The sequence below is a fragment of the Acinetobacter chengduensis genome (genome assembly GCF_003664645.1).
Classification (GTDB): Bacteria; Pseudomonadota; Gammaproteobacteria; order Pseudomonadales; family Moraxellaceae; genus Acinetobacter; species Acinetobacter chengduensis.
Genome location: NZ_RCHC01000006.1, coordinates 162,750 through 188,004, shown reverse-complemented (window position 1 = coordinate 188,004; position 25,255 = coordinate 162,750). Strand labels below are relative to the sequence as shown.

At 41.3% G+C, this 25,255-nt stretch carries 24 protein-coding genes; 15 read left to right on the top strand and 9 right to left on the bottom strand.

All coding sequences use genetic code 11. The features are described 5' to 3' along the window. Positions 1-79 precede the first annotated feature (79 nt). Positions 80-697, top strand: coding sequence for a thiol:disulfide interchange protein DsbA/DsbL (locus D9K81_RS07485; RefSeq protein ID WP_120375675.1), 618 nt, complete (start codon positions 80-82; stop codon positions 695-697). A gap of 59 nt (positions 698-756) precedes the next feature. Here the strand turns inward: D9K81_RS07485 and D9K81_RS07480 are convergent, their stop codons facing one another. Further along, positions 757-1,410 (bottom strand): TetR family transcriptional regulator, encoded by a 654-nt coding sequence (locus tag D9K81_RS07480; protein ID WP_120375674.1) that lies wholly within the window; start codon positions 1,408-1,410, stop codon positions 757-759. A gap of 210 nt (positions 1,411-1,620) precedes the next feature. On the opposite strand from D9K81_RS07480, the gene rph reads away from it, so the two are divergent. The 3 genes from rph (at position 1,621) to D9K81_RS07470 (ending at position 4,830) form a co-directional block, all read left to right on the top strand. Further along, complete coding sequence (rph, locus tag D9K81_RS07475) at positions 1,621-2,337, top strand: ribonuclease PH (RefSeq protein WP_106984135.1); 717 nt, start codon at positions 1,621-1,623, stop codon at positions 2,335-2,337. A 126-nt stretch (positions 2,338-2,463) separates the two neighbouring features. After that, positions 2,464-2,595 carry a hypothetical protein gene (locus D9K81_RS18775; protein WP_265936183.1) on the top strand — a complete coding sequence of 44 codons (132 nt, stop codon included), beginning with the start codon at positions 2,464-2,466 and terminating at the stop codon, positions 2,593-2,595. 21 nt (positions 2,596-2,616) lie between these two features. Next, positions 2,617-4,830: a phosphocholine-specific phospholipase C gene (locus D9K81_RS07470; protein ID WP_120375673.1), complete on the top strand. Its 2,214-nt coding sequence runs from the start codon at positions 2,617-2,619 to the stop codon at positions 4,828-4,830. Between the two features lie 58 nt (positions 4,831-4,888). On the opposite strand, the gene nadC is transcribed toward D9K81_RS07470, so the two are convergent. Next, positions 4,889-5,734, bottom strand: a complete 846-nt coding sequence (gene nadC, locus D9K81_RS07465) for a carboxylating nicotinate-nucleotide diphosphorylase (protein ID WP_120375672.1) — start codon at positions 5,732-5,734, stop codon at positions 4,889-4,891. 185 nt (positions 5,735-5,919) lie between these two features. Between nadC and ampD the strand changes: the two genes are divergently transcribed. Together ampD and murJ are read left to right on the top strand one after the other, a co-directional pair. Beyond that, positions 5,920-6,492, top strand: a complete 573-nt coding sequence (gene ampD, locus D9K81_RS07460; protein ID WP_120375671.1) for a 1,6-anhydro-N-acetylmuramyl-L-alanine amidase AmpD — start codon at positions 5,920-5,922, stop codon at positions 6,490-6,492. Between the two features lie 77 nt (positions 6,493-6,569). Continuing rightward, on the top strand, positions 6,570-8,120 hold the full coding sequence (gene murJ / locus D9K81_RS07455; protein ID WP_171406894.1) for a murein biosynthesis integral membrane protein MurJ: 1,551 nt from the start codon (positions 6,570-6,572) through the stop codon (positions 8,118-8,120). 113 nt (positions 8,121-8,233) lie between these two features. Here murJ and D9K81_RS07450 read toward each other — a convergent pair whose 3' ends face one another. Continuing rightward, on the bottom strand, positions 8,234-8,392 hold the full coding sequence (locus tag D9K81_RS07450) for a DUF1328 domain-containing protein (protein WP_005006601.1): 159 nt from the start codon (positions 8,390-8,392) through the stop codon (positions 8,234-8,236). Positions 8,393-8,583: 191 nt separating this feature from the next. Here D9K81_RS07450 and D9K81_RS07445 point away from each other — a divergent pair, with 191 nt between their 5' ends. Continuing rightward, complete coding sequence (locus tag D9K81_RS07445) at positions 8,584-9,036, top strand: YcgN family cysteine cluster protein (RefSeq protein ID WP_120375704.1); 453 nt, start codon at positions 8,584-8,586, stop codon at positions 9,034-9,036. Positions 9,037-9,192: 156 nt separating this feature from the next. Here D9K81_RS07445 and D9K81_RS07440 read toward each other — a convergent pair whose 3' ends face one another. Further along, entirely contained in the window at positions 9,193-11,220 is a 2,028-nt protein-coding gene (locus D9K81_RS07440; RefSeq protein ID WP_228199852.1) for a sensor domain-containing protein, read from the bottom strand. Positions 11,221-11,598: 378 nt separating this feature from the next. Between D9K81_RS07440 and D9K81_RS07435 the strand changes: the two genes are divergently transcribed. Further along, complete coding sequence (locus D9K81_RS07435) at positions 11,599-12,885, top strand: replication-associated recombination protein A (protein ID WP_120375668.1); 1,287 nt, start codon at positions 11,599-11,601, stop codon at positions 12,883-12,885. Between the two features lie 436 nt (positions 12,886-13,321). Here D9K81_RS07435 and purC read toward each other — a convergent pair whose 3' ends face one another. Genes purC through dapA form a run of 3 tightly spaced genes read right to left on the bottom strand, consistent with a single transcriptional unit; the run spans position 13,322 to position 15,599 of the window. Next, positions 13,322-14,041, bottom strand: a complete 720-nt coding sequence (purC, locus tag D9K81_RS07430) for a phosphoribosylaminoimidazolesuccinocarboxamide synthase (RefSeq protein ID WP_120375667.1) — start codon at positions 14,039-14,041, stop codon at positions 13,322-13,324. Between the two features lie 37 nt (positions 14,042-14,078). Continuing rightward, the gene (locus D9K81_RS07425) at positions 14,079-14,684 is read right to left on the bottom strand and encodes a lipoprotein-34 precursor (NlpB) (RefSeq protein ID WP_120375666.1); all 606 of its coding nucleotides are present in this window, start codon (positions 14,682-14,684) and stop codon (positions 14,079-14,081) included. Positions 14,685-14,699: 15 nt separating this feature from the next. Continuing rightward, positions 14,700-15,599 (bottom strand): 4-hydroxy-tetrahydrodipicolinate synthase, encoded by a 900-nt coding sequence (dapA, locus tag D9K81_RS07420; protein WP_120375665.1) that lies wholly within the window; start codon positions 15,597-15,599, stop codon positions 14,700-14,702. Positions 15,600-16,325: 726 nt separating this feature from the next. Here dapA and mhpT point away from each other — a divergent pair. The 3 genes from mhpT (at position 16,326) to pncA (ending at position 18,787) form a co-directional block, all read left to right on the top strand. After that, positions 16,326-17,531 carry a 3-(3-hydroxy-phenyl)propionate transporter MhpT gene (mhpT, locus tag D9K81_RS07415; RefSeq protein WP_120375664.1) on the top strand — a complete coding sequence of 402 codons (1,206 nt, stop codon included), beginning with the start codon at positions 16,326-16,328 and terminating at the stop codon, positions 17,529-17,531. Positions 17,532-17,683: 152 nt separating this feature from the next. Then, positions 17,684-18,094 (top strand): hypothetical protein, encoded by a 411-nt coding sequence (locus D9K81_RS07410; RefSeq protein ID WP_120375663.1) that lies wholly within the window; start codon positions 17,684-17,686, stop codon positions 18,092-18,094. Between the two features lie 51 nt (positions 18,095-18,145). Continuing rightward, positions 18,146-18,787, top strand: coding sequence for a bifunctional nicotinamidase/pyrazinamidase (gene pncA, locus D9K81_RS07405; RefSeq protein ID WP_120375662.1), 642 nt, complete (start codon positions 18,146-18,148; stop codon positions 18,785-18,787). A 73-nt stretch (positions 18,788-18,860) separates the two neighbouring features. On the opposite strand, the gene D9K81_RS07400 is transcribed toward pncA, so the two are convergent. Further along, a complete protein-coding gene (locus D9K81_RS07400; protein ID WP_120375661.1) occupies positions 18,861-20,111 on the bottom strand; it encodes a hypothetical protein in 1,251 nt (416 codons plus the stop codon). 77 nt (positions 20,112-20,188) lie between these two features. Between D9K81_RS07400 and serB the strand changes: the two genes are divergently transcribed. From serB to D9K81_RS07385, 3 genes are all read left to right on the top strand, one after another. Then, positions 20,189-21,409 (top strand): phosphoserine phosphatase SerB, encoded by a 1,221-nt coding sequence (serB, locus tag D9K81_RS07395; RefSeq protein WP_120375660.1) that lies wholly within the window; start codon positions 20,189-20,191, stop codon positions 21,407-21,409. 405 nt (positions 21,410-21,814) lie between these two features. After that, positions 21,815-22,147, top strand: coding sequence for an AciT family ciprofloxacin tolerance protein (aciT, locus tag D9K81_RS07390; protein WP_120375659.1), 333 nt, complete (start codon positions 21,815-21,817; stop codon positions 22,145-22,147). Between the two features lie 151 nt (positions 22,148-22,298). After that, entirely contained in the window at positions 22,299-22,778 is a 480-nt protein-coding gene (locus tag D9K81_RS07385; protein ID WP_120375658.1) for an SCP2 sterol-binding domain-containing protein, read from the top strand. Positions 22,779-22,879: 101 nt separating this feature from the next. Here D9K81_RS07385 and dtd read toward each other — a convergent pair whose 3' ends face one another. After that, positions 22,880-23,320 carry a D-aminoacyl-tRNA deacylase gene (gene dtd / locus D9K81_RS07380; protein ID WP_120375657.1) on the bottom strand — a complete coding sequence of 147 codons (441 nt, stop codon included), beginning with the start codon at positions 23,318-23,320 and terminating at the stop codon, positions 22,880-22,882. Positions 23,321-23,549: 229 nt separating this feature from the next. Between dtd and D9K81_RS07375 the strand changes: the two genes are divergently transcribed. Next, positions 23,550-25,067, top strand: a complete 1,518-nt coding sequence (locus D9K81_RS07375) for a catalase (protein ID WP_120375656.1) — start codon at positions 23,550-23,552, stop codon at positions 25,065-25,067. Positions 25,068-25,255 lie beyond the last annotated feature (188 nt).

Genomic DNA, 25,255 nt, shown 5'->3' with positions numbered 1-25,255 from the left:
GAATGGAAACGAAATTTGTATAAATGATTTATAGTGATCGCATAAGCTAATCATAATGAGTTAGAGGACTATAATCTCAATGAAAAAATTCCTTTTCGGCAGTTTGGTCACTGCTGTTTTTGCCATTTCTGGTAGCGCGATGGCCGCTGACTTTGTTGCAGGAAAAGACTATACAGTGCTCGCAAACCCTGTACAAGTTGAGGTTCCGGGGAAAATTGAAGTTCGTGAATTCTTTTGGTACGGCTGTCCACACTGTTTTAAACTTGAACCACACATGCAAACGTGGTTAAAGAAAATGCCTAAAGATGTACGCTTTGTGCGCACACCTGCGGCCATGAATTCAGTATGGGAACAAGGTGCGCGTGCTTATTATGTGTCTGAAGCATTAGGCATACGCCCAAAAACACATTTGATGTTATTCCATGCAATTCATGAAGGCCAACAACCTATTTTAGAAAAAGCTGCTTTTGCAAAATACTTCACCCAGTTTGGTATTCCAGAAGCTAAATTTAATAGTACATACGATTCTTTCCCAATCGCATCTAAAATTGCGCAAGCTCAAGATCTTGCAAAACGTTATCAATTGACAGGTGTGCCTGCAGTAACGGTGAATGGTAAATATGTCATTCAAGGTGAAGATGGCAAAGTAACTCAAGTATTAAATTACTTAATTGAAAAAGAGCGTTCAGGCAAATAAGCCAACACTCAATAAAAACCCGCAAGTTGCGGGTTTTTTTTATGCTTAGAGATTGCGTCTTATACCGATGACTGATTGCGATCCCAATGCAAAATCCCACGGAAGAGCAGTTGAACTTGAGTAATTGCGCCGAGTTTGAGTTGTTCTTGTTGCGCACCAAGTTCTTCAGGGCTAACAGAGCGCTGTAAGTCCATCCAGCTCATGGCCCAATTGAAAGCCAAGCTCATTAATATTTGCGACAAGACCTGTAAATCATGCTGTAGATGAATGTGATTTAGGGTTTGGGTACGGCCCAGATCTGCACTTAAATCGGTGGTTAAATATTGAATCTCACGTTGTATGGCATAGCGTAAACATGCCGAGCCACCCCAGCGTTCTGCAATAAAAAAAATCCAAGGCTCTGGGTGCATTTGAATATGTTTAAACAGTAGCTGAATACAGTTTTGAATGCGTGTGTCGGGCTGATGTTGAACCACTTGTCCCATTTGATATTGCATTTGTTTGAGCTGTAAGGCGGTTTGATCGACCAGTTCTAAACCCAGCTCATCCATATCATTAAAGTGCCGATAAAACGCTGTGGGCACTAAGTTGGCGGCTTTGGTAATTTCACGCAGACTCATACTGCTAAAGGCACGCCCTTGCCCACTGAGTGTTAAGGCTGCATCTAAAAGTGCTTGTCGACTTTGTTGTTTACGTTCATCGCGTATCGACATGTTATGTTCCAAAAATCCTTTTTTGCAGTCTAGCAAAAATTGGATGTCCCACCTAGAGATGATCTGGCATGGAAAATAGGGGGATACCGTATGCGAACATGATTTGAATTCATGCAGTGTTTTGTAAAAGGCAGAGTACGGTGGTCAAACTCGAAGCAGGCTTCTGCTATACTGAAGCGCATTGTAATTTAGTAAAATGAAGGACCCTTTATGCGTATCGACCAGCGAGCATTAGATCAATTACGTGATGTCAAAATTACCCGTAACTACACACGTTATGCCGAAGGTTCGGTATTGGTTGAATTTGGTCATACAAAAGTGTTGTGTACTGCCAGTATCGATCACTCAGTACCGCGTTTTTTAAAAGGCCAAGGTCAAGGTTGGGTTACAGCAGAATATGGCATGTTGCCACGTTCTACGCATACACGTTCTGACCGTGAAGCAGCCCGTGGTAAACAAAGTGGTCGTACGCAAGAAATCCAACGCTTAATTGGCCGTAGCTTACGTGCCATGGTGGATTTGAAAAAATTGGGTGAGAATACCATTACGATTGACTGTGATGTGATTCAAGCTGATGGTGGTACACGTACGGCATCTATTACAGGTGCGGCTGTTGCATTGATTGATGCAATGAATGTGTTGCTTGAAAAGAAAAAGATTAAGCATGATCCATTAAAAGGTTTAGTGGCGGCGATTTCTGTAGGTATGTATCAAGACGAAGCGTTACTTGATCTTTGCTATGAAGAAGACTCAAATTGCCAAACAGATTTAAACGTGGTGATGACACAAGCTGGCGAGTTCATTGAAATTCAAGGGACTGCAGAAGATAAACCATTTACTCGTGCACAGTGCAACGAAATGCTTGAATTGGCAGAAAAAGGCATTCAAGAATTGATTAAGAAACAACAAGAGGCATTGGGTTGGTAAGACCACAGTGACCAGAAAAAACGCACCTTCGGGTGCGTTTTTTTCATCTGTTTGACATGAAAGCATCATGTTTTGGTCATCGCTGTACGCTATTTCTATGGGGGTATTTACAAAGAGGAAATACAAATGCGAATTTTTTTTGTTGGACTCATGATGAGTTCAGTCCTGCTTTTGAGTGCATGTAAAGACGATCAGGCAGAAGGGAATGTACAACCGCCAACAGCTGAATCCAATTGCAAAATGCACTGTGCACCCTAAGAATAAAAACAGGATATTAATATGAACCGTCGTGATTTTTTAGTGAATTCGTCAAAAACCCTTTTGGGTACGGCAGCTTTAGCGGGTTTTCCGCTCAGTATTCAAAAAGCTTTAGCCATTGATGCAAAAGTAGAAACAGGTACTCTTCAAGATATCAAGCATGTGATTATTTTAACTCAAGAAAATCGCTCCTTTGATAACTATTTTGGCATGCTCAAAGGTGTACGTGGCTTTGGAGATCGCTTTGCGATTCCATTGGTAGACGGACGACAGGTTTGGGCACAGTATGATCAAAATAAAAAGGTATATTTTCCTTATCATTTAGACAGCCGATTAGGCAATGCACAGCGGGTCAGTGGTACGCCACATTCATGGAAAGATGGTCAAGCGGCTTGGGACTGTGGTCGTATGGGCAATTGGGTAGAGCATAAGAAGCCCCAATCGATGGGCTATTTTAAAAAAGCAGAAGTTGAATTTCAGTATGCACTGGCAGATGCATTTACCTTGTGCGATGCCTACCACTGTGCCATGCATGCAGGAACCAACCCAAACCGTCAGTTTATTTGGACGGGAACGAATGGGCCTACTGGGGCCGGGGTGGCGAGTGTTGTCAATGAGTTTGATGAAATGGGTAGTTCAGCGCTAGGCTATGATTGGATGACCTACCCAGAGCGTTTACAGCAAGCAGGCGTGAGCTGGAAAATTTATCAAAATATGCCCGATAATTTTACCGACAATCCATTGGCAGGCTTTAAGCAATACCGTGCTGCCAATGAGCGTTCGGGTCAGCCTGTAAGCCATGCAGTCGCTGTTTGTCCGGCTTATGATGAAGTAATTGATGCAAAAGAGCCATTGTATAAAGGCATTGCCAATACCATGCCGAATGACGGTGGTCTATTGGGTCAATTTAAACAAGATTTGCAACAGAATAAATTACCGCAAGTGAGTTGGATTGTTGCGCCAGCAACTTATAGTGAGCACCCTGGGCCATCGAGCCCTGTTCAAGGTGCTTGGTATATTCAAGAGTTACTCAATGCACTAACGGATCATCCTGAGGTGTGGAGCCAAACTGCGCTGTTGGTCAATTTTGATGAAAATGATGGCTTCTTTGATCATGTGCCTTCACCTTCAGCACCTTCGCGTGAGATTAATGCGCAAGGCGATATTCTAAAACAGCACGGCAAAACGACCTTATCGGAACAAGCACTTTCTTATGAATATTTTAATCATCCAGCTGTAGCAGGGGCGGTGAGCCAACCTCGCCTTGAATTTGTGAATGGACAGAACAGTAATTTTTGGCATGGAGTATATGGGCCAGGTATTCGGGTGCCCATGTATGTAATTTCCCCTTGGAGTCGTGGTGGATGGGTCAATTCACAAGTATTTGACCACACCTCAATTATTCAATTCTTAGAGCAACGCTTTGGTGTGCATGAGCCGAATATTAGTCCTTATCGACGTGCGGTATGTGGCGATTTACGTTCAGCTTTTGATTTTAAGACCCCAAATACCCAAGTATTGCCTACTTTAGAAGGCAGTCGAACTAAGGCACAAGCAGACCTGATTCGTAGCAACCAAGAAAAACTCAGCCAAGTTCAAGTACCAACTTTGCAAACCAAGCCTATGCAAGAAATAGGCGTGCGTCCATCGCGGGCTTTGCCTTATATATTGCATTGCAGTGCCAAACTCAATATGACAACCCAGCACGTGAAATTACTGTTTTCCAATACAGGCACACAAGCTGGCGTTTTTCATGTGTATAACCAGCTCGATTTAAATGCGGTACCCCGTCGTTATATGGTTGAAGCGGGTAAGCAACTGGATGATGACTGGATACTTCAAGATGGAAAATATGATCTGTGGGTATTGGGACCAAATGGTTTTCATCGGAGCTTTAAAGGCGATGCTCAAGACAAAAACCAGCGAGAAGTTTTGCCTGAAATTCGTGTATGTATGGAAGAATGCGCACCACGTATTTTTTTGAAAGTCCGTCAGGATGGAGCGCAAAGTGCAGAACTTGCCGTAAAAGCCAATGCTTATTTAGATGGCAAAACATGGGTTATAAAAACCACTTCAGGCAGTGAAGCAGAATTGATGCTGGACATGAGCAGTGTGCATGGTTGGTATGACTTTAGCGTGAGTCTAGGTGCATCATCAGGTTTTGAACGTCGCTTTGCTGGACGGATTGAAACCGGTGAGCATGGCTATTCAGATCCATTTATGGGTGCTGTTTAAGCAAAAAATACTGCATAAAAATAAGCGTAGCTTTGGCTACGCTTTTTTTAATGATGCATTAGGCATTAAAACGCATAGACAGATCTACAGCGATTACATCTTTGGTCAGAACACCCATAGAAATATAATCAACACCCGTTGTGGCAACTTCACGTAAATTCGCGATGGTAATATTACCTGAAGCCTCTAGTTTGCAACGACCTGCGACATGCTTCACTGCATCAATCATTTGTTGCTGACTAAAGTTATCCAGCATCACAATGTCTGCTTTCGCTTCGAGGGCTTGGTTTAACTCATCCCAAGTTTCCACTTCTACTTCTACGGGTTTACCCGGTGCAATGCTATGTGCTTTGGCAATCGCTTGAGCAATACCACCGGCTGCCATAATGTGATTTTCTTTAATTAGAAAAGCATCAAACAAACCTAAGCGGTGATTTTGACCGCCACCCACGGCGACAGCATATTTTTGTGCAATGCGTAGGCCAGGCAAGGTTTTACGTGTATCAAGCAGTTTGGTTTCTAAGCCTTCAAGCTGTTGTACATAGTGAGCTGTTTTTGTAGCAACAGCAGACAATGTCTGTACAAAGTTTAAGGCTGGGCGTTCTACCGTTAATAAACTACGTGCTGAACCCGCTAATTTTAAAAATGCTTCATTGGCTTCTACACGATCACCATCATTTTTAAGCCATGTGATTTGTACATTTGAATCGTAGGCCTGAATGAGTGCATTCACCCATGGCTGACCTGCAAGAATCATGCTTTCACGGCTAATGATAGTTGCAGTGGCTTGTTCTTCCTCTGGGGTAAGTAGCGCAGTGATGTCACCTTCACCAATATCTTCTTGTAGCGCCTGTTGAATATTGATTTGAATAGTTTGTTCAAGCAAGGTTTGAGATATGCTCATAGAAGTTCCGTCTCTTTTTTACCCGAGGAAAATTTGCGCGTTATATTAGCATTGTTCATTAAAAAATGAGCGATATTTCCGCGGGGGATCGGTAGCTCGAATTGAGATTTTAGATTGAAAGTTTTAGCATGGCAGAAGGTCGTATATTACATACGGCATGACATCAGATGAATTAGGATTGATTTATGCCAAGAGAGGCAAATTTTCAGGTCTGTGAGGGCCAATTGCTGGGGGCGCGCCAAGTGCCATCGCCTAATTATAATCAGCGCCCTGAACAGACCGAGATTCAATTGCTCGTGGTGCATAATATTAGTTTGCCTCCATCACAATTTGGTGGCGGTTATATTGAGCAGTTTTTTCAAAATCAATTGGACTGGTCACAGCATCCCTATTTTCAGACTATTGAAGGTATGCAAGTTTCAGCGCATCTGCTGATTTTACGCAGTGGGGAAGTACTACAGTTTGTCAATTTTAATGACCGTGCATGGCATGCAGGCCGATCTAGCTATTTAGGCAAAAAAGAATGCAATGACTATTCCATAGGCATTGAGCTAGAAGGCAGTGATGATTTACCGTTTACACAGGCCCAATATGATGTGTTGACCGAAGTCACCGCATGTTTGCAAGTGGCTTATCCTCAGCTTCAACAGCATTTGGCAGGACATTCAGATATTGCTCCAGGGCGTAAAACCGATCCAGGCCCTTTTTTTGACTGGGCATTGTTTCGGAAACAATTACATCATTTTAAAAACAAATAAATAACCAAACTAGCGCTAATTTAACCAATGAAATGTTGGCATAACTTTCATTACAATAGCGCCAATTTAAAAATTAGGTGAAGACGATGGCACTTTGGCGGTCAACCGTTATAGTCAGTGCAATGACCATGTTGTCACGCGTATTGGGTTTGGTACGAGACATTGTTTTGCTCAACGTATTTGGTGCAGGGAAGGACTTCGACACCTTTGTGGTGGCGTTTCGTATTCCAAACTTTTTTCGGCGCTTATTTGCCGAAGGGGCATTTTCACAAGCTTTTATTCCTGTACTAACGGAATATAAAACCAGTCGTACGCATGCCGAGGTACAAATTCTCATTAGTCGCGTATTTGGCTGTCTCGCAAGTTTTATGACTGCGTTGACTTTCTTGGCCATGATTGCTGCACCTGCAATTTTATATATTTATGCGCCAGGTTTTCATAATGACCCAGAAAAATTTGCTTTGGCAACAGAGATGTTTCGTTTAACGATTCCGTATTTACTGTTTATGTCGTTGACTGCTTTTGCCAGTAGTATTTTAAATAGTTATGGCTCATTTTTATCGCCAGCATTTTCCCCCGTATTGCTGAACTTAGCCATGATTGCAGGTGCATGGTGGCTTACGCCGTATATGGCAGAGCCGATTATGGCACTGGGTTGGGCCGTATTTATTGCGGGTATTTTGCAGTTGGTGATTCAAATTCCAGAGCTTTGGAAGAAAAAACTACTGATTCCACCCAAAGTCGATTTTAAACACGAAGGTGTGGATCGCATCATGAAATTGATGCTCCCTGCGCTCTTTGGTGTGTCAGTGACGCAAATTAACCTGTTGCTTAACACCATTTGGGCGTCCTTTATGCAAGATGGCTCTGTGTCATGGTTATACAGTGCAGAACGTATGACAGAGCTACCTTTGGGCTTAATTGGGGTTGCGATTGGTACGGTTATTCTACCGTCACTGTCAGCCCGCCATGCTGAACAAGATCAAGCCAAATTCCGTGGCATGATTGATTGGGCAGCCAAAGTAATTATTTTGGTGGGTATTCCAGCCAGTATTGCTTTATTTATGTTGTCTACACCTATTATTCAAGCCTTATTCCAACGTGGCGCATTTAGCTTAGAAGACACACAGATGACCGCTTTGGCACTGCAATGTATGAGTGCGGGTGTAATTTCATTTATGTTAATTAAGGTGTTTGCACCGGGATTTTATGCGCAGCAAGACACTAAAACACCAGTACGTGTTGGCTTGATGGCGGTTGCAGCCAATGCCATTTTAAACGTTATCTTTATTGGTTTCTTTAAACTGATTGATTGGCATGCAGAGCACATGGCCTTGGCTTTGGCATCTTCTGGTTCTGCTTTGGTCAATGCGGGTATGCTGTATTTCTATCTGCACAAACGCAATATTTTCCGTTTTGGCGCACATTGGAAAAAGCTGGCTGTGCAATTTGCAGTGGCCAATATCGTGATGATTGGGGCTTTATGGTATGCCTTAACATGGTACAACGGTGATGTATCTCAATGGATGCGTGTTATCGAAGTGATTGGTCTATGTGTGGTTGGCGTTGTGGCATATTTGATTGCATTAATCGCGATGGGTTTTAGACCCCGTCATTTAAAACCTTAAAGATGTAGTCTAGGTGACGATATCACCTAGAATTGAGTCCAAAAAAAACAGCATATGAGGTGCTGTTTTTTTGTGTCATAGATATTATGGCATTTCAGAATTTAACGTCGCTTTTAGACTTTGCCTCGTGAGAGAAAGCCTACGATTGCTAGAATCACTGCAATAACCAACAGAATCACAGCAAAGTCTTTAGAAAGACCAGCAACACCACCAAATCCTAATAAGCTGGCAATGAGTGCAATCACAGCAAATATAATCGCCCAACGGAACATTGTTATTCTCCAAGTTTTTCTTTTCATATTCAGTATAGTGTGATGAAGTTCAAGCTAATGTTGATCTTTCGTTGGCAATCTGTTGATTAAGTTTTAATCTATTTCAGCATGCTTAAAGATCTGATGGAATCCGCAAAGGCCATAAATGTACTGCTATACTGATTGTGCTTTTTTAGACTGATACGATGATGATGACGGAAACTTTACGCCCTCAATTTTGGAACAACTACACGCTTGCAGAGTTAAATGCGACTGAATGGGAAGCGCTATGTGATGGCTGTGGTTTGTGTTGTCTCATCAAACTTGAAGATGATGAAACTGGGGAAGTGGCGTATACCAATGTTGCTTGCCAGTTATTGGATTGTAAAACAGGCCAGTGCTCGGATTATACGCATCGTAAAGACTCAGTACCTGACTGTATTCAACTAACGCCAGTACAAGTGGATACCATTCGTTGGTTGCCTTCAAGTTGTGCATACAAACGGGTTCAAGAGGGAAAAAAATTACCTTCTTGGCATTATTTGATTTCGGGTAATCGACAAACTGTCATAACGGCAAAGAAAACAGCTGCGGGCCGTTGTATTAGTGAGTTGGATATTGATCCTGACGAAATTGAGGAATATATCATACGCTGGGTACGTTAAGTTGAGCGCGATTTTTTAGCACATAGAATAGTTGGTTTTGGCGAGCCGTCACCTGATTGATTGCATGTGGCTATATCATTGTATTGCGTTGCCGTGTCTATGTTGCCATATATGTAGATGGTTATGCATGGTAATCCTAGAGCATGAATGCATGTACTAACGGACTTCTAACAGCGCGCTGATATGTTCAAAGCTCATAGGGCGATAAAAATAGAACCCTTGGCCTTTTTGGCATTCGCAGTCTTTGAGTACATTGAGCTGCTCCGTATTCTCAATTCCTTCAACCAAAATATCCATGGAAATACTAGAGCCGAGCTGTGTAATCGCTTTGACAATCGCAAGTGCAGAAGAATCTTTGGTCATGCGTTCAACAAAATTACGATCGATTTTAATACAGTCAATTGGATAGTCACTCAGACGAGTTAGTGATGAATGCCCTGTACCAAAATCGTCTAACGAAATACTCAAGCCTTCTTTTTTCAGGAGGTGTAAAGCACGAATAACATAATGAGACCCTCGTTCAGACAAGCTTTGCTCGGTAATTTCCACTTCCACTTTATCATGTGGAATTTTGTACTTTTTCAAGCGCAAAAGCATTTTTTCTGCATAGTCGTCTCGTAAAAATTCGACGGGTGCTGCATTAATTGAAATAGGTAGTAATTCTAAGCCTTGGTCTTGCCATTCATTCATGTCTTGGAAGATTTTATTCTGCATGGTTTCACTAATACGTGAGGCCAAGTCATAATCTTGGAAGGCTGCATAAATATGGGAAGGCAATTGCAATACACCATGTTGATCTTTCCAGCGTAGTAAGGCTTCAAAGCCAATAACACGGCTATCTTGTAGCTGAACCTTTGGTTGATAGAACGGTTCAATTTGATCATTTTTAATGATACTGCGTGCCAAAGTAAGTTGCCGTGTCGTGGCTTCGAGTGCTTTAAACATGTCTAAATTAAACATGCGTATGCCACCACGTCCGCTAATCTTTAAATCATTCAGGGCGATATCGGCACATTTCATTAAGTTAGAAGAACTTTGTGCATCACGCGGGTAGATCGAACAGCCGATACTCATACCACCATTAATGAATTGCCCTGTGTAGCTAATGGGCATATCCAGTTGTAGCCAAGCTTGGTGGGCCACATCCATCAGCTGTTGCTCATCGATAAGCTCTGGCACCAAGATTGCAAATTCATCGCCACCCAAGCGTGACACAATAATATCTTCAGAAAAACAGCTTTTAAAACGTTGACCGAGAGTATGTAATAAATGATCACCAGCAACATGACCGAGCGTATCGTTGACATGCTTAAAGTAGTCGAGGTCAATCAGCATTAGGCCAATTTGATGATCATAATTGAGCGCATATTGCAGGTGTTTTTTAAAAATTCGGGTAAAGGCGCGACGGTTAAATAGGCCTGTCAGCTCATCATGTTCAATGACTTGTTGTAGACGGCTTTCAGCTATTTTTTGTTGGGTCACGTCACGTGATACACATAAAATACTTTCTGTTACCCCATTTTCGTCCAAGATAGGGGTCAAAATATTGTCCCAAAACAGAGGGGTTTGTTCACCATTCAAGCTTTTGCCTGCAAAACGGGTATTTTTGCCTTGGCAGGCTTGTGCTAAGGCTACTGAGCCTGCTTCACGAATGTCTGCTGGTAATAAATTTAACCACGGCATGCCAAATTTTTTTTCGGCGATGGGAACGCCTAAGGCCAGACAACCTGAACGGTTCATGTGGGTTAAGTTGCCATCGGGTGCTAAGATTTTAATGCAGTCGATACTGGCATTCAGCATTTTATTTTGTGCTGTTACTTGTTGGCTTAAGGCTTGTTGTTTTTCATAACTGTCATGAATATCGATAAAACTGACGGAACATTCAAATAATGTACCAGAGCTGTGTGGAAATTCGGTGTGAACTGCACACATACGATAGCCAAGTTGATGATGTTTAAGGCGACATTCTTTTTTAAAATTTTGTTTGGTTTGCTGTGCTTTTTGCCAAAGGACAATAAAATGTTCGAAGTCTTCAGGATGAATATAGTTGAGCCATTTTTCGGGTAGATGCTGGTTCAGATCTAAATCGATAAACTGACAAAGCTTATTGTTACTAAAAGTCGAGCCTTGAGCAGTTTGTAGCCACAGTGGCAAGGGCATATTATTGGCAAATTGTTGAAGCATAACGTCATCGACAACATTGGGCTGTGCGGTATGTAAAGTCGTTCTAAGCTCAGCATCATACTGAGCGTGTGGCACGGCTGGCTTGTTCTTCGATGAAGATTTCATGGGGTCACCAATGTGGCTATGGCAGCAGAAGCAATCCTTGTTTCTGTACGTGTTATCTTCTCAAGCATAGCGTGAAGCCATACTTTCAGGAAGTGTTTTACAAATAACTAATCATATTTATTTTAAACTTTCCACAAAATTCTGACCATCCAACAATTAGCCGATGAACACCCAAAAACTTCTGTGATTGCAACAGAATATTGCTGCAGAAATCAAAAAAGCTAGTGTTAGAATAGAGCTCGATGTATTTTTCAGCAGCCGTGAATTTAGACAATGTCAGACAGCAATATTCCGCTTCCAGAACGAATTAGACCCCGCGACCTTTCTGAGATTATTGGGCAGGATCACCTGCTGGGAGAGGAAGCGCCATTGCGTCAGATGATTGATCAAGGGCATTTACCTTCGATTATATTTTGGGGCCCGCCTGGCGTCGGTAAAACCACCATTGCATTGCTATTGGCGCAGGCCATAGATCGCCCTTTTGTGAGTTTGTCTGCATTAAATACAGGGGTGAAAGAGTTACGTGAAGTCATCGCAGACAGTGGCGATCTACTCACGCCCGTGGTGTTTATTGATGAAATTCACCGCTTTAATAAGTCTCAGCAAGATGCATTATTAAATGCTGTTGAAAAAGGCAAAATTACATTAATTGGTGCGACCACTGAAAATCCATCATTTGAAGTGAATAGCGCACTATTGTCGCGTTGTCAGGTGTATACCTTAAATGCTCTAGATGAAGCGTCTATACAAAAATTATTAAAACATGCAATTGAGCAAGATCAATTTTTAAAAGACCGTTATATTCAAATAGAAGAATATGAAGCTTTAATCCAATTTGCTGCTGGAGATGCACGAAAGGCACTTAATTTATTGGATTTAGTAGCAAGTACATTTGAAGCAGATGTAGAAAATATCATTACTAATGCGGTAGTCGTAAAAGTTGCTCAGCAAAATATTGCACGCTATGACAAATCTGGTGAGCAGCACTATGACTTAGTCTCTGCCATGATTAAGTCGATTCGTGGCAGTGATCCTGATGCTGCTTTGTATTGGCTGGCACGTATGCTCAAAGGTGGTGAAGATCCCGTATTTTTAGCACGCCGTATGCTGATTGCTGCATCTGAAGATATTGGTAACTCAAATCCAAATGCCTTATTACTGGCGGGCGAATGCTTCCGCTCTGTACAAGCGATTGGTATGCCAGAAGCACGAATTATATTGGGTCAATGTGTAGTGTACTTGGCGACCAGTGCTAAAAGTAACAGTACATATTTAGCCATTAATAAAGCAATGGATTTGGCCGAGAAAACCGCCAATTTGCCTGTACCTTTGCATTTACGCAATGCACCAACCAAGTTAATGAAAGAACAAGGTTATGGAGTGGATTACTTATATCCACATCATTATCCAGAGCATTTTGTGCGTCAAGAATACCTACCTCCTGAATTGAAGGGCACGAAACTCTATGAGTCGGCACGTAATAAGCGTGAGGTTGAAGGCGAGCGTTTACAACAACGCCGTTGGCAAGAGCAGCAACAGCAACAGCAACAGCAACAGTAAAACCTTGTCCATGAGTGCAACCCCAGTATTAAGCGAAAAGGCATGGACAAAAAAAAGCCCAGTTTCTTGGGGGAGAACTGGGCTGAAAAAGAAAGCTGATCGGTCTGGCATAGATGCAAGACAAAATAATTTGGTCGACAGCGCATACATGATTGGTTTGAGATCACTCTGCCTGTCTAATCTGTATTCATGATAGGGTGCTTTGTACTGTTTGTAAAAACGGGCATTTTTATCAATGTGATTTGTTTTTTAGATCAATTTAAAAGTAATTGAATTTATTATTAAAAATAAAGTAATTAATTTTACGACCGGTAAAATATTTTTATTTTGATGGTTTTTTACCAACAAATTTTTTGAGCTTTAGCAAATATTGAGGCTATAAAATCAAAAAAACCGAGCATCGCTCGGTTTTTTTTGATTGAAGTTTCAGAATCGATTAGATGTCTGAAAGGTCGATGCCAATACGTGCAGCAACTTCTTCGTATGCTTCTACAACACCGCCTAGGCCTTGACGGAAACGGTCTTTGTCGAGTTTTTTCTTGGTATCTTTGTCCCATAGACGGCAACCATCTGGAGAGAATTCATCACCCAGTACGATACGGTCGTGGAAAACACCGAATTCAAGCTTGAAATCAACAAGAAGCATGTTGCCAGCAGCAAAAAGTTCTTTCAATACGTCATTAACTTTGTAAGTTAAGTCTTTCATTTGAGCCAATTGCTCAGCAGTCGCCCAACCCAAAGAAATCGCTTGAGATTCGTTTACCATTGGATCGCCAAGTGCGTCGTCTTTAAAGAAAAGTTCAAATGTTGGTGGGACCAACTCTTTACCTTCTTCAACACCTAAACGACGGCATAATGAACCAGCAGCATAGTTACGTACTACACATTCCACAGGAATCATGTGTAATTTTTTCACTAAAACTTCAGTTGGAGAAAGAAGTTTCTCAAAGTGAGTTTCAATGCCAGCAGCTGCCAATTTTTCCATGATAAAGGCGTTAAAACGGTTGTTCACCTTACCTTTACGATCTAGTTGTTCGATTTTCTCGCCATTGAATGCAGAGGCATCGTCACGGAAGACTAGGATGAGGTGATCTGCACTGTCTGTTTCATAAACAGATTTCGCTTTACCAGTATAGAGCAAGGTTTGTTTTAACATGGAGGGAACCTTTTTCAAAAAAAATGCCTAGAAATGTCTAGGCTGGCCAATTTTGGTAAATCTGAGCTAACAATTCTGCAGCGACTTCTTTGTCTGCAAAAGTGTTATCGGCATTGAATACAGCTAGATTATTGCTAGAACCCACAGAAGACAGTCTTAACACATACATTTTTTGGTCGACTTTCACAGTTACTTCATAACGGTTTTTACTTTGACCAATAATGGTGTGATTGAGACTACTGAGGGTGGCAAGTGTGTATTGCCAAATTGTAGCAGAATTTCCATCTATTTTGAGTAAAGGATTTTGATTTCCATCACTTAAAAGCTGTGGGCGTCCTGGCATAGCTGTAGTATTCGTGTCATCTGCAGCGGATTGTTCCTGAGCTGCATCTGGGCGTGGTAAAGCAAAACGGTTGCCACGTTTGTTTTCAAGTTTTGGTGCATGCTCAATTGCAAGCGCATCAACCGTTGGAGCAGGATACAATGGCGCTACTGGTCGCACCATTGAGCCTTCAGGATATTTCAGCGGTTCTAAAGTCGTGGTTTCTTTATAATCTAAGGTGCCATTTTTAAAGGCCAAAGAACTACAACCTGCTAAACTGAATACTGAAAGTGCAAGGGTGAGACCTAAACGTAATTGCATAATTTTTACTGCTCTTTATTTGATTACGCCCGCTTGATTAAGTGCTTCGTTTAGCGGTGCGCGGTATTGTTCTGCAAGCGGTGTCAACGGCAGGCGGATACCTGTGCTGATTAAGCCCATATCATGAAGTGCCCATTTCACAGGAATTGGGTTAGATTCACAAAATAAAATATTGTGTAGATTTGCAACTGTTGCATTAAATTCAGCAGCTTTCGCATGATCACCTGCAAGGGCAGCTGCACAAACGTTGCTCATTGCTTTTGGTGCAACATTAGCTGTTACAGAGATATTGCCTTTTGCGCCATGTTCCATCAATTGATATGCCGTAGCATCATCGCCTGAATAAACAGTCATGGTTTTGCCTTCAAGGCCTTTGATTAACTCAATACCACGTGGCACATCGCCTGTTGCATCTTTAATACCTACAATTTGTGGAATATCCGCTAAACGAATAACCGTTTCATTGAGCATATCGACACCAGTACGACCGGGTACGTTATACAAAATTAGTGGTAAATCAGAGGCTTCAGCAATTGCTTTATAATGTTGGAACAGACCTTCTTGGGTCGGCTTATTATAATAAGGCGTTACCAGTAGCGCAGCATCTGCACCAAGTTCTTTTGCTTCTTTGGTTAGCTCAATCGCTTCGTGGGTTGAGTTTGCACCCGTACCGGCAATAATTGGAATTCGTTTGTTGGCAACACGAATGATTTCTTTGATCACTTGTGTGTGTTCAGCCATGCTTAAAGTCGATGCTTCGCCTGTCGTCCCGACAGCAACAATACTGTTTGTGCCTTCTTGGATATGCCACTCAACGAGCTTTTCGAGTCCCTTCCAATCTACGCTGCCATCTTCGAACATTGGGGTGACGATTGCGACAATTGAGCCTTGGATCGGCTGTGCTTGCTGAGTCATTTTTAAAACAATCCTATTTTTCTATCCAAACGACTAAATTGAGTATGAATTTGGACAGGTTCGTATTTTGATAGACAGCAAATCAATCCGTTTGCATGGAATTGGGTAATGCTTATGCAAATTATGACTGATCATGCGCCTAAGAACAATATGCTTTAGTCAAAGCATTAAAAAACTTTATACAAAGCTTAATTAAAACAATCAAGCACTTGTTTTTAACGAATGATATTCGCTTGGGTTTGTTTTGTTGAACTATGTATATAGGCGATAAAATACAGACTAGAAAAGTGCAAAATCTATCGATCAAGTGAGATGAAAGGTACTTAAAACGCTGTATAGAACCCAATTCCGCCTATTTTAATCAGAATTTAAGATGAAAAATGGATAAACATAGACTTCAAAGTTATAGAAAATAACTATGTATTTATGATTATCGATCTTTAAAAGTTATGTTAGTAATCTATTTTAAATATAATAAAAAAATTCATTACATACCAAATTGTAAATAATAGTAATTGATCTGTCTGTTGAAATATTACATTTGTTTGATCAAGTAGAAATATATTTATCGCTTTTAAGACTTTATATACACGTGTTTAACTAAAAGAAAAATCAACAAATATAAGCGGTATACGCCTTTGGACTAACACTTATTGTCAGTATGTTCATTTGAGTTGCTCATAGATGATGCATTTTTTGAACACTGATTGACATAAGGATTCTCCAATGGAAAAGTCAGATAATAAGCATGCTATTGTCACGGTAGCGATCTGTTTTCTAATTGCCGTAATCGAGGGCTTAGACATTCAGGCAGCAGGTATTGCAGCTGCGGGTATTCGTGAACATTTTGGTCTCGACAGTTCGCAACTGGGGGTGTTTTTTAGTGCAGGGATTCTGGGCTTATTGCCTGGTGCACTGGTTGGTGGTCGAATTGCGGACCGTATTGGTCGTAAAACAGTATTAATTTGGTCAGTAGCGATTTTTGCAGTATTTACATTATGTACCGTATGGGTAAACAGCTTTAACTCGTTACTTACGGTGCGTTTCTTGGCAGGTGCTGGACTAGGTGCCGCAATGCCAATCTTAATTACACTTGCCTCTGAAGCTGTAACACCAGCAAACCGCGGTCGTGCTGTTGGCTTAATGTACTGTGGTATGCCTGTGGGTGCAGCAATTTTATCATTGGTTGCAAGTACTGAGTTTGGCTCGAACTGGAAAAATATTTTCTATTTAGGTGGTTTGTTGCCGATCATCGTGGTTCCAATCATGATGCTATTGCTTCCTGAGTCTAAAGAATACTTAAAGGCAAAAGAGCAAACTGCGATTGCAAATACTGAAGCAACACAACAAGGCTCATTCAAAGACCTATTTAATTCTGAAAACTTATTGCGTACGGTTTTCCTTTGGACAAGTTACTTCTTCACATTGATGGTGGTTTACATCATGTTAAGTTGGTTACCGTCGTTGTTCCAAGAGTTAGGCTTTACACGTAAAGAAGGTGCGACTGCACAGTTCTATTTCATGGTGAGCGCAACTGTAGGTACGGTGATTCTAGGTGTATTAACTGATCGCTGGAAAAAAACCTTTGTTATTCTATTAATGTACGGCGGTATTTTAGCAGGTCTATTGGCATTAAATGCAGCAGGTTCATTAACGCAAATGTACTTGGCTTCAGCTTTGGTTGGTGCCTTTGTTATTGGTTGCCAAGGCGTACTCTATGCTTTTGGTGGCATTGTGTACCCAACAACTGTGCGTGGTACAGGTATTGGTGTTGCCTCAGCAGTGGGCCGTGTAGGCGCAATGCTTGGGCCTGCAATTGCGGGTGCGTTGCTAACTGCTGGTTTTGGTGCTGCAGGTGTAATTTCAGCTGCTATTCCATGTATTATTATTTCTGCGATCGTGATGTTGTTATTGACACGTCGTATGGCTTAAACGCCTAAAACATAAAAAAAGCCCGTAGATTACGGGCTTTTTTTATGGGGTATTCTTAAAAATAATAAGTTCTCATTTTTTAATGATATTTTAATTTAGATATTTGATTTGTATGTGATAATCAATTTAATAATAAAGAATATGAGGGGCGAATGAGTCAGAATCATTGGATGGCACAATTTAAGGTCGATGGTCAGCTTTTTACACTGTCGTTTAAGCAAAATGAGTTTAATTTAACGCTCAAACGTGATGTCAAAAAAATGAATTTCACTCGAACTAAAGGCATGAATGCTTGGCTAGCTTTTGCCGATGAGCCCGTACAAGATGACGTGAACATGGGAATTAATGCGTTTGAAGTCATGCGTTTGACGCGTGAGCATATTGTGAATTTTGTGCATAAATACCAACCCTTATATTTTTGTTTTCACGCCTCGACTGAACGTAAAGCCAAAATTTATCCACGTTTTGCATGCTCTTTACAACAACATTTGCCAAGATATAACTTGAATTCTTTAGGCGGGTCATTTTATTTTTATCGTCAAGAAGAAATACTACAACCGTGAACCGAATGCGCCAAAGCGCAGATTTAATTGAATGAAAATGGATTGAGTGTTATGCAAAAGAATTGTGCCTTAATTGTGGTCGATGTTCAGAATGGATTTACGCCTGGTGGCAACCTTGCTGTGGCAAATGCAGATCAGATTATTCCTGCGATTAATCAATTGGCACAATATTTTGAAAATGTAGTGCTAACCCAAGACTGGCATCCAGCGAATCATATTTCATTTGCTGCCAATCATGCGGGTGCACAGCCTTATGACAGCATTAAATTGGCCTATGGCCCCCAAGTGCTTTGGCCCACACATTGTGTACAAGGTACACACGATGCTGCTTTACATCCAGATTTATCGATTCCACATGCTCAATTGGTGATTCGTAAAGGTATGCATAGCAACATTGATAGCTATTCTGCTTTTATGGAAGCAGATCATAAAACTTCGACAGGGCTTGCTGGTTATTTAAAAGAGCGTGGTATAGATAGTGTCTTTATTGTGGGTATTGCGACAGACTTTTGTGTGGCATGGACTGCGATGGATGCAAGTCATTTAGGCTTTCGTACTTTCGTAGTGGCAGATGCATGTAAGGGCATTGATTTACAGGGTTCATTACAGCAGGCATGGCAAGATATGCTTTCAAGTGGTGTAAAGCGTATTTATATGAAAGATATTGTGAGTGAAGCACAGCCGATGGGCTAAAGCCGATGTTGTTGGGGTATCAATAAAAAAGCCTGAATCGTTTCAGGCTTTTTTGTGTCGTATAGGGCAGTGTTTAAGATGCCTTAGACTGCTTAGATTTTAAAATTTCAGTGCGGAAAGATTGTGCCAATTCTGCAGCATCTGCATCCATTCCGTTAATCATAAAGGCATGACGGGTCAGTACATTGGTTGGATTGGGCAAACTTACCAATTGGAAATGATCCGAAATCTCTTTCAGTAAATGATTCGGTACTTGCACGGCACTTTCTTTGGCAGATAATTGCTGTACGAGACGTTCAGCCGCTTGTACTGAGCTCAATTGCATCGCTTCAACAGCACTTGAAATTGCACTACGGGTTTGTAAAACAAAGCGACGCTCTTCACGGTAGCGTTTATAGAGCACATCTGAAAGCAGTTGGAATACTGCGCTAATCATGGTCAAACACTGTAAACCATTCGGTGTATCTGCTGAGATGCTAATCATTGCACCATGATCATCAAATTTATGCACAGTACAAATGTCTGAGCTGTTTAATTTATAGTGTTGTATGCACAGTTCAGTGGCTTTATTTAAAAACAGCTGACATAAATTAAAGTACGGACCAGAAACTGTTTTATTGACGGTATCGAGCAACTGTTTCGGGTCATAGTATTGAATGTTGAGCGCTAAACTACTGCTGTCAATCACGACGGGTTTGTGTTCTTTTTTCGGTTTGTTTTGCGCATTTTGCTGTGCTTGTGCAATTGCGACAGCAGCGTTGTGTTTTTCTTGCTCTAGCGCTTGCGTCAAGCTTTGAATTTCATGTTTCAAACGTGATTCATTGTTAATGCGTGCCAAGTATTCAGTACGACTTGGACGAGCAATACCGCGGTAGGCTAACCACAATAAACCATGAATAATGAATGAAACCAAAATAGCCAGCCACTGGGTACGTAAAATTTCACCAATGCTTGGTTGAATTAAAGTGATTTCAACCGTACCGACTTTTTTCTCATTGAGCAGTGCATCGCGTACGAAGACTTCTCCTTCACGGGTTTTGGTTTGACCACCCGTTGCGAGAACTTGCTTGGCCGAATTTAAAATTCGAATAGAGGCCACGCTCGGATTGGTTGCATAGCGATCCGCAAGCAATGCCAATGACACGGTATTGGCAGGTTCCATTTCTGAAATGCTGTCGGTGACCAATTGGCTGGTCATCAGTTGACCTTGGCTGGCACGGTTTTCGTTCAGCTGATGTGTGGTCGCCAATACCAGCAAAAAGGTATGAAAAGCGAAACTTACTATTAGTAGGCTAGCAAATAGCCCTTGTCTAGGCGCATTCAACGTAAACTTCCAAGGCAAAACTGTTTATTTTCGATTATGATTCTAACAATAGTTGTAGCTCAGACCCGAGTCAATTCATGCGAGAAATCATCCTTATTTCATTTCTGGGACCAGACCAGCCTAATCAATTTACACGATTAATGCAGGCACTGTCCGTTCATTCCTTACAAATCTTAGATGTAGGTCAAGCCGTCATACATAACCAACTGACTTTAGGTATTGTTGTTTCGTCAGATGACCAAACTGCTACAGCATTAGCCATGAAGGAAATTCTGATTTTAGCACATGAAATTGGCTTAACTGTTCGTTTTAAACCAATCTCTGCTGCAGATTATGATCAATGGGTAAATGAAGGTGGCCGTACACGCTATATCGTGACAGCTTTGGCGCCAGAATTGACGCCATCACATTTACAGGCGGTAACAAAAATTGTCTCAGGACAGGGCTTCAATATTGAAACTGTGACCCGTTTATCTGGCCGTCCAGCATTAAATGGCGAGTCTGTAGAGCCAAAGCGTGCCTGTGTTGAGTTTGGTTTAAAAGGCCAAATGCTGGACGCAGCAGCCATGCGTGCAGCTTGCTTGAAACTCTCAAGTGAACTGAATGTCGATGTTGCGGTACAAGAAGACAATGCTTACCGCCGTAACCGTCGCCTTGTGTGCTTTGATATGGATTCGACGCTGATTGAGCAAGAAGTGATTGATGAGTTAGCAAAAGAAGCGGGCGTAGGCGAGCAGGTGGCTGAGATTACAGAACGTGCGATGCAGGGTGAGCTTGATTTCCAAAGCAGTTTCCGTGCACGTGTTGCTTTGCTCAAAGGTATGGATGCTTCTGTGCTGGCGAGTATTGCAGAGCGCTTAACAGTAACAGAAGGTGCTGAGCGCCTAATTTCAACATTGAAATCTTTGGGTTACCGCACAGCAATTTTGTCAGGTGGCTTTCAGTATTTTGCAGAGTATTTACAAGCGAAACTCGGTATTGATGAGGTACATGCTAATATTTTGGATATTCAAGATGGCGTGGTCACCGGCGAAGTGAAAGGCCACATTGTCGATGGCGCACGTAAAGCGTTGTTGCTCACTAAAATTGCTGAAGAGATGGGTATTTCTTTAGAACAAGCAATTGCAGTGGGGGATGGCGCAAATGACTTACCCATGCTTTCGATTGCAGGTTTAGGTGTGGCATTCCGTGCTAAACCATTGGTACGTCAAAATGCCAATCAAGCGATTTCAAGCGTAGGGCTAGATGGCGTGTTATATCTTTTAGGTGTACACGATAAAGATTTAAATCGTGCCTAAAGTGTGACAGTTGTATGAAAAACGCAGTCAAATGACTGCGTTTTTTTATGGATTTCAACTCATAGGCGACCAACGGTAAATGTAAAATTGTTGATAAAAACAACGATTAACATGATCTGAAAAATAAATTTTTCACTGCAAAAAAGCAGGTTTTTTTTTGTAATGACACGCCAAGCGAGGCATGGTCTTTGTTCTAAGAAAACTTCAAAATAAAAAAATGTAATGACAAAATAATATTGCGACAATGTGTGTCGCTTAGGCCGAAGACAAGACTTTTTTTATCAAAAAAACTGCGCATAATGCATGCATAGAGTTTGAAGTTCATACATTCCATTGATTGATTACACGGTAATTTTAGATGAAACCTAGCCATAGCAACGGTTTCATTAAATGACGGAGGTTTATATGGTAACAGCGAATTTTGCCACCATTCTAGGCATGAGCTTAGTCGCGGCTGCTGTCATTGCTGTTTTCTTCTCGCCGTATCGTCGCTGGTTAAACTATATGCTGGCTGGGATGCTGGTATGGGGCATGGTTGAAGTCATTCGTTTTGGCACACAAACTGTATTTGAGCTCAGCATGATTTCCAGCTACTTAGTGGCATTAATGACGACGATGACAGTATTTATTCTTATGCTATTGCTTGAAGACCGTCGTGCAGAGCGTGCCTCAGCAAAACGTCAATATATTGAACACACACCTGTCTATGAGGATGATCAGCAATATTCAAGTCGCTGATAGAAACATTCGAAGGTGAAAAAAGGCATGTTTCATACATGCCTTTTTTATGTTGAGCACAAATTTAAACGCTAAAGGCATGCATTAAAAAAATGAAGTTATGGTAGGATGAGGCAATCAATTTCCCAACAATTACAATAGGCTTAAAGTCATGAAATTATCATCAATTCCTGTCGTAAAATTACCACTGGTTGATGTCAGCACGGATCCGCTGGATTTACTGGTTGCTGGTTTAGCATTGCGTATGAAACAACTTGCGCGTACCAGCCCTAAATTTATTGAGTTGGTTCATGAGCGTCAATTTCGTATTCAAATTGGCACAGACTTAGGCCTTGCACGTCAAATTATTGTTAATAATGGCCACATTGACACCGTTGCTGGTGATGCAGAAAAAGCAGATTTTATTTTGCAATTTGCAGATAGCGAACAAGGCGTGAAAACTCTCATGAAGGGCGATCCAACTGCATTTATGACAGGTATGCAAAACGGCAGTATTAAAATGGAAGGTGATTTTGGTCTGTTGGTTTGGTTTAACCAAGTAGCGAAGTTGATTCCACCAAAATTACCAAAACCTGTAAAAGAAAAAATTAAAATTGCCCGTGCTTTCATTAAAGAAAAAACAGGTAAGTAAGATTTACTCCTTGTTTCCTCTCCTTTTTTAAAGGATGGGCTAGGGGAGGATTTAAAAAAGCCCTCATCTAGAGGGCTTTTTTTATCGATGTATTGAAGGCTTTATTCAATTTCTAAATTAAAGGTCACTGGGCCATCATTCACCAGATGCACCTTCATGTCGGCCCCAAAAATGCCTGTTTGTACATTATCAAACTGTGATTTGGCATAGCTTACAAGCTCTTCATACAGGGCTTTTGCATCGTTTGGTGGCATGGCAGGGCCAAAATCTGGACGTAAGCCTTTTTGTGTTTGTGCCATTAGAGTGAACTGCGAAACCAGTAATAAGCCACCATTGGCTTGGTTAATGTTCCAACCCATTTTGCCTTGTTCATCATCAAAAAAACGATATTTCAAGATCTTATCAATTAGTTTTTTGCCTTTGACCAAATCATCCTCTTTGCCAATGCCTAAAAAAACTAAAATACCGTGCTGAATTTCACCCGTAGTTTCACCATCCACGACCACTTTAGCTTCTAGAACACGTTGTAATAAGGCGCGCATTTAGGACTGTTATCCATCAAATCAAATCAGGACAAATTGTAGCAAAAATGCATTTAAAATGGAGTTTTTGATTAAAATTAAAGCAATAAGTTGTTGAAAAATATTAGATAAAAAATAAACAATCTAACAAAACGATTGAAATCATAAAAATAATCTGTTTTAACTATTTTAAGAAAATGGGTATCTTCTCTCGTGCAGGAAAGGTATTAATTTTAGTGAGATGAAGACGATGTTTAAGCGTTCTTTACTAGTTGCTATGTTAGCAACTACAACAGCGGCGACTCAAGCAGCGCCATTAACAAAAGACAATGGTGCACCAGTAGGCGATAATCAAAACTCGATTACTGCGGGTCCAAATGGTTCAGTTCTACTTCAAGACGTACAATTGGTTCAAAAACTACAACGTTTTGGTCGTGAGCGTATTCCTGAGCGTGTAGTGCATGCACGTGGTACAGGTGCTTATGGTGAGTTTGTTGCAACTAAAGATTTATCAGATTTGACCATTGCTTCGTTGTTTAAAGCTGGGACTAAAACGCCAGTATTCTTACGCTTCTCGACTGTAATTCACGGTAAAGGTTCTCCAGAAACTTTACGTGACCCGCACGGCTTTGCAATCAAGTTTTATACGCAAGAAGGTAACTGGGACTTAGTGGGTAACCAAACTCCAGTATTCTTCATCCGTGATGCAATCAAATTCCCTGATTTCATTCATGCAATGAAGCCAAGCCCAATTAACAACGTTCAAGATGCAAACCGCGTATTTGACTTCTTGTCGAGCCAACCGTGGGCAACCAACATGTTGACTTACGTGTATGGTAACCAAGGTGTTCCGACCAGCTACCGCGAACAAGACGGTTTTGGCGTACATGCATTCAAACTTTATAACGATAAAGGCGAATACAAATACGTAAAATTTAACTTCCGCTCTAAACAAGGCGTGAAGGGTCTGAATGTTAAAGAAGCGATGGAACAACAAGGTAAAGACTTCAACCACTTAACTAACGATCTTTACAATAACATCAACGCGGGTAACTTCCCGAAATGGGATCTTTATATCCAAGTATTGGATCCTAAAGACTTAGGCAAGTTTGATTTCGATCCGCTTGACCCGACAAAAATCTGGCCTACAGATCTAGTTCCTGAAACTAAAGCAGGTACTTTAACGCTGAACCGTATGCCGAAGAACTTCTTCCAAGAAACGGAACAAGTGGCATTGGCTCCAGGTAACCTCGTACCAGGTATCGAGCCATCTGAAGACCGTCTATTACAAGGTCGTATCTTCTCTTACTCAGATACACAAATGTACCGTTTGGGCGCGAACCACCAGCAGATTCCTGTAAACCGTCCATTGGTTGATGTAAACAATAATAACCAAGATGGCTACATGAACATTGGTGCAACAACGTCTGACGTGAACTACGAGCCTAGCCGTAAAGAGCCAAAACCAGCAACAGCAAAAGCACGTGCAGTACAAACACCATTGTCTGGTACTGTTCAGCAAGTGGCTGTAAAAGAGCAGAACTTCAAGCAAGCGGGTGAGCTTTACCGTTCATATTCTGCAAAAGACAAAGACAACTTAATCATGAACTTAGCCGCTGACCTTGGCAACGTTAAAGATTCAGAAACTAAGCACATCATGTTGTCTTACTTCTACAAAGCTGATGCTGACTACGGTATGCGTATGACGAAAGCTGTAAACGGTAACTTAGCAACTGTTAAAGCAAAAGCAGCGCAGTTAAAAGACTAAGCAATCGCTTAAAGATGAAAGACGCATTTCGATACGTCAATCAGATCGGTGACTAGGGTAAAGACGAAAGTCACCACCGAAAAGTCCTGTAAAACTCAAACCCTTTCCTGCAACCCTAGGGGAGTTTTACAGGCATTCTTCTTTGCTTCACATTTCATTTTTGAACGTTCTATTGGAACGTAAATATA

Bases quoted from the DNA above. Each gene is read 5' to 3' on its own strand.
- D9K81_RS07485 (WP_120375675.1), top strand. From the start codon at position 80: ATGAAAAAATTCCTTTTCGGCAGTTTGGTCACTGCTGTTTTTGCCATT.
- D9K81_RS07480 (WP_120375674.1), bottom strand. From the start codon at position 1,410: ATGTCGATACGCGATGAACGTAAACAACAAAGTCGACAAGCACTTTTA.
- rph (WP_106984135.1), top strand. From the start codon at position 1,621: ATGCGTATCGACCAGCGAGCATTAGATCAATTACGTGATGTCAAAATT.
- D9K81_RS18775 (WP_265936183.1), top strand. From the start codon at position 2,464: ATGCGAATTTTTTTTGTTGGACTCATGATGAGTTCAGTCCTGCTTTTG.
- D9K81_RS07470 (WP_120375673.1), top strand. From the start codon at position 2,617: ATGAACCGTCGTGATTTTTTAGTGAATTCGTCAAAAACCCTTTTGGGT.
- nadC (WP_120375672.1), bottom strand. From the start codon at position 5,734: ATGAGCATATCTCAAACCTTGCTTGAACAAACTATTCAAATCAATATT.
- ampD (WP_120375671.1), top strand. From the start codon at position 5,920: ATGCCAAGAGAGGCAAATTTTCAGGTCTGTGAGGGCCAATTGCTGGGG.
- D9K81_RS07450 (WP_005006601.1), bottom strand. From the start codon at position 8,392: ATGTTCCGTTGGGCGATTATATTTGCTGTGATTGCACTCATTGCCAGC.
- D9K81_RS07445 (WP_120375704.1), top strand. From the start codon at position 8,584: ATGACGGAAACTTTACGCCCTCAATTTTGGAACAACTACACGCTTGCA.
- D9K81_RS07440 (WP_228199852.1), bottom strand. From the start codon at position 11,220: ATGCTTCAACAATTTGCCAATAATATGCCCTTGCCACTGTGGCTACAA.
- D9K81_RS07435 (WP_120375668.1), top strand. From the start codon at position 11,599: ATGTCAGACAGCAATATTCCGCTTCCAGAACGAATTAGACCCCGCGAC.
- purC (WP_120375667.1), bottom strand. From the start codon at position 14,041: ATGTTAAAACAAACCTTGCTCTATACTGGTAAAGCGAAATCTGTTTAT.
- D9K81_RS07425 (WP_120375666.1), bottom strand. From the start codon at position 14,684: ATGCAATTACGTTTAGGTCTCACCCTTGCACTTTCAGTATTCAGTTTA.
- dapA (WP_120375665.1), bottom strand. From the start codon at position 15,599: ATGACTCAGCAAGCACAGCCGATCCAAGGCTCAATTGTCGCAATCGTC.
- mhpT (WP_120375664.1), top strand. From the start codon at position 16,326: ATGGAAAAGTCAGATAATAAGCATGCTATTGTCACGGTAGCGATCTGT.
- D9K81_RS07410 (WP_120375663.1), top strand. From the start codon at position 17,684: ATGAGTCAGAATCATTGGATGGCACAATTTAAGGTCGATGGTCAGCTT.
- pncA (WP_120375662.1), top strand. From the start codon at position 18,146: ATGCAAAAGAATTGTGCCTTAATTGTGGTCGATGTTCAGAATGGATTT.
- serB (WP_120375660.1), top strand. From the start codon at position 20,189: ATGCGAGAAATCATCCTTATTTCATTTCTGGGACCAGACCAGCCTAAT.
- aciT (WP_120375659.1), top strand. From the start codon at position 21,815: ATGGTAACAGCGAATTTTGCCACCATTCTAGGCATGAGCTTAGTCGCG.
- D9K81_RS07385 (WP_120375658.1), top strand. From the start codon at position 22,299: ATGAAATTATCATCAATTCCTGTCGTAAAATTACCACTGGTTGATGTC.
- dtd (WP_120375657.1), bottom strand. From the start codon at position 23,320: ATGCGCGCCTTATTACAACGTGTTCTAGAAGCTAAAGTGGTCGTGGAT.
- D9K81_RS07375 (WP_120375656.1), top strand. From the start codon at position 23,550: ATGTTTAAGCGTTCTTTACTAGTTGCTATGTTAGCAACTACAACAGCG.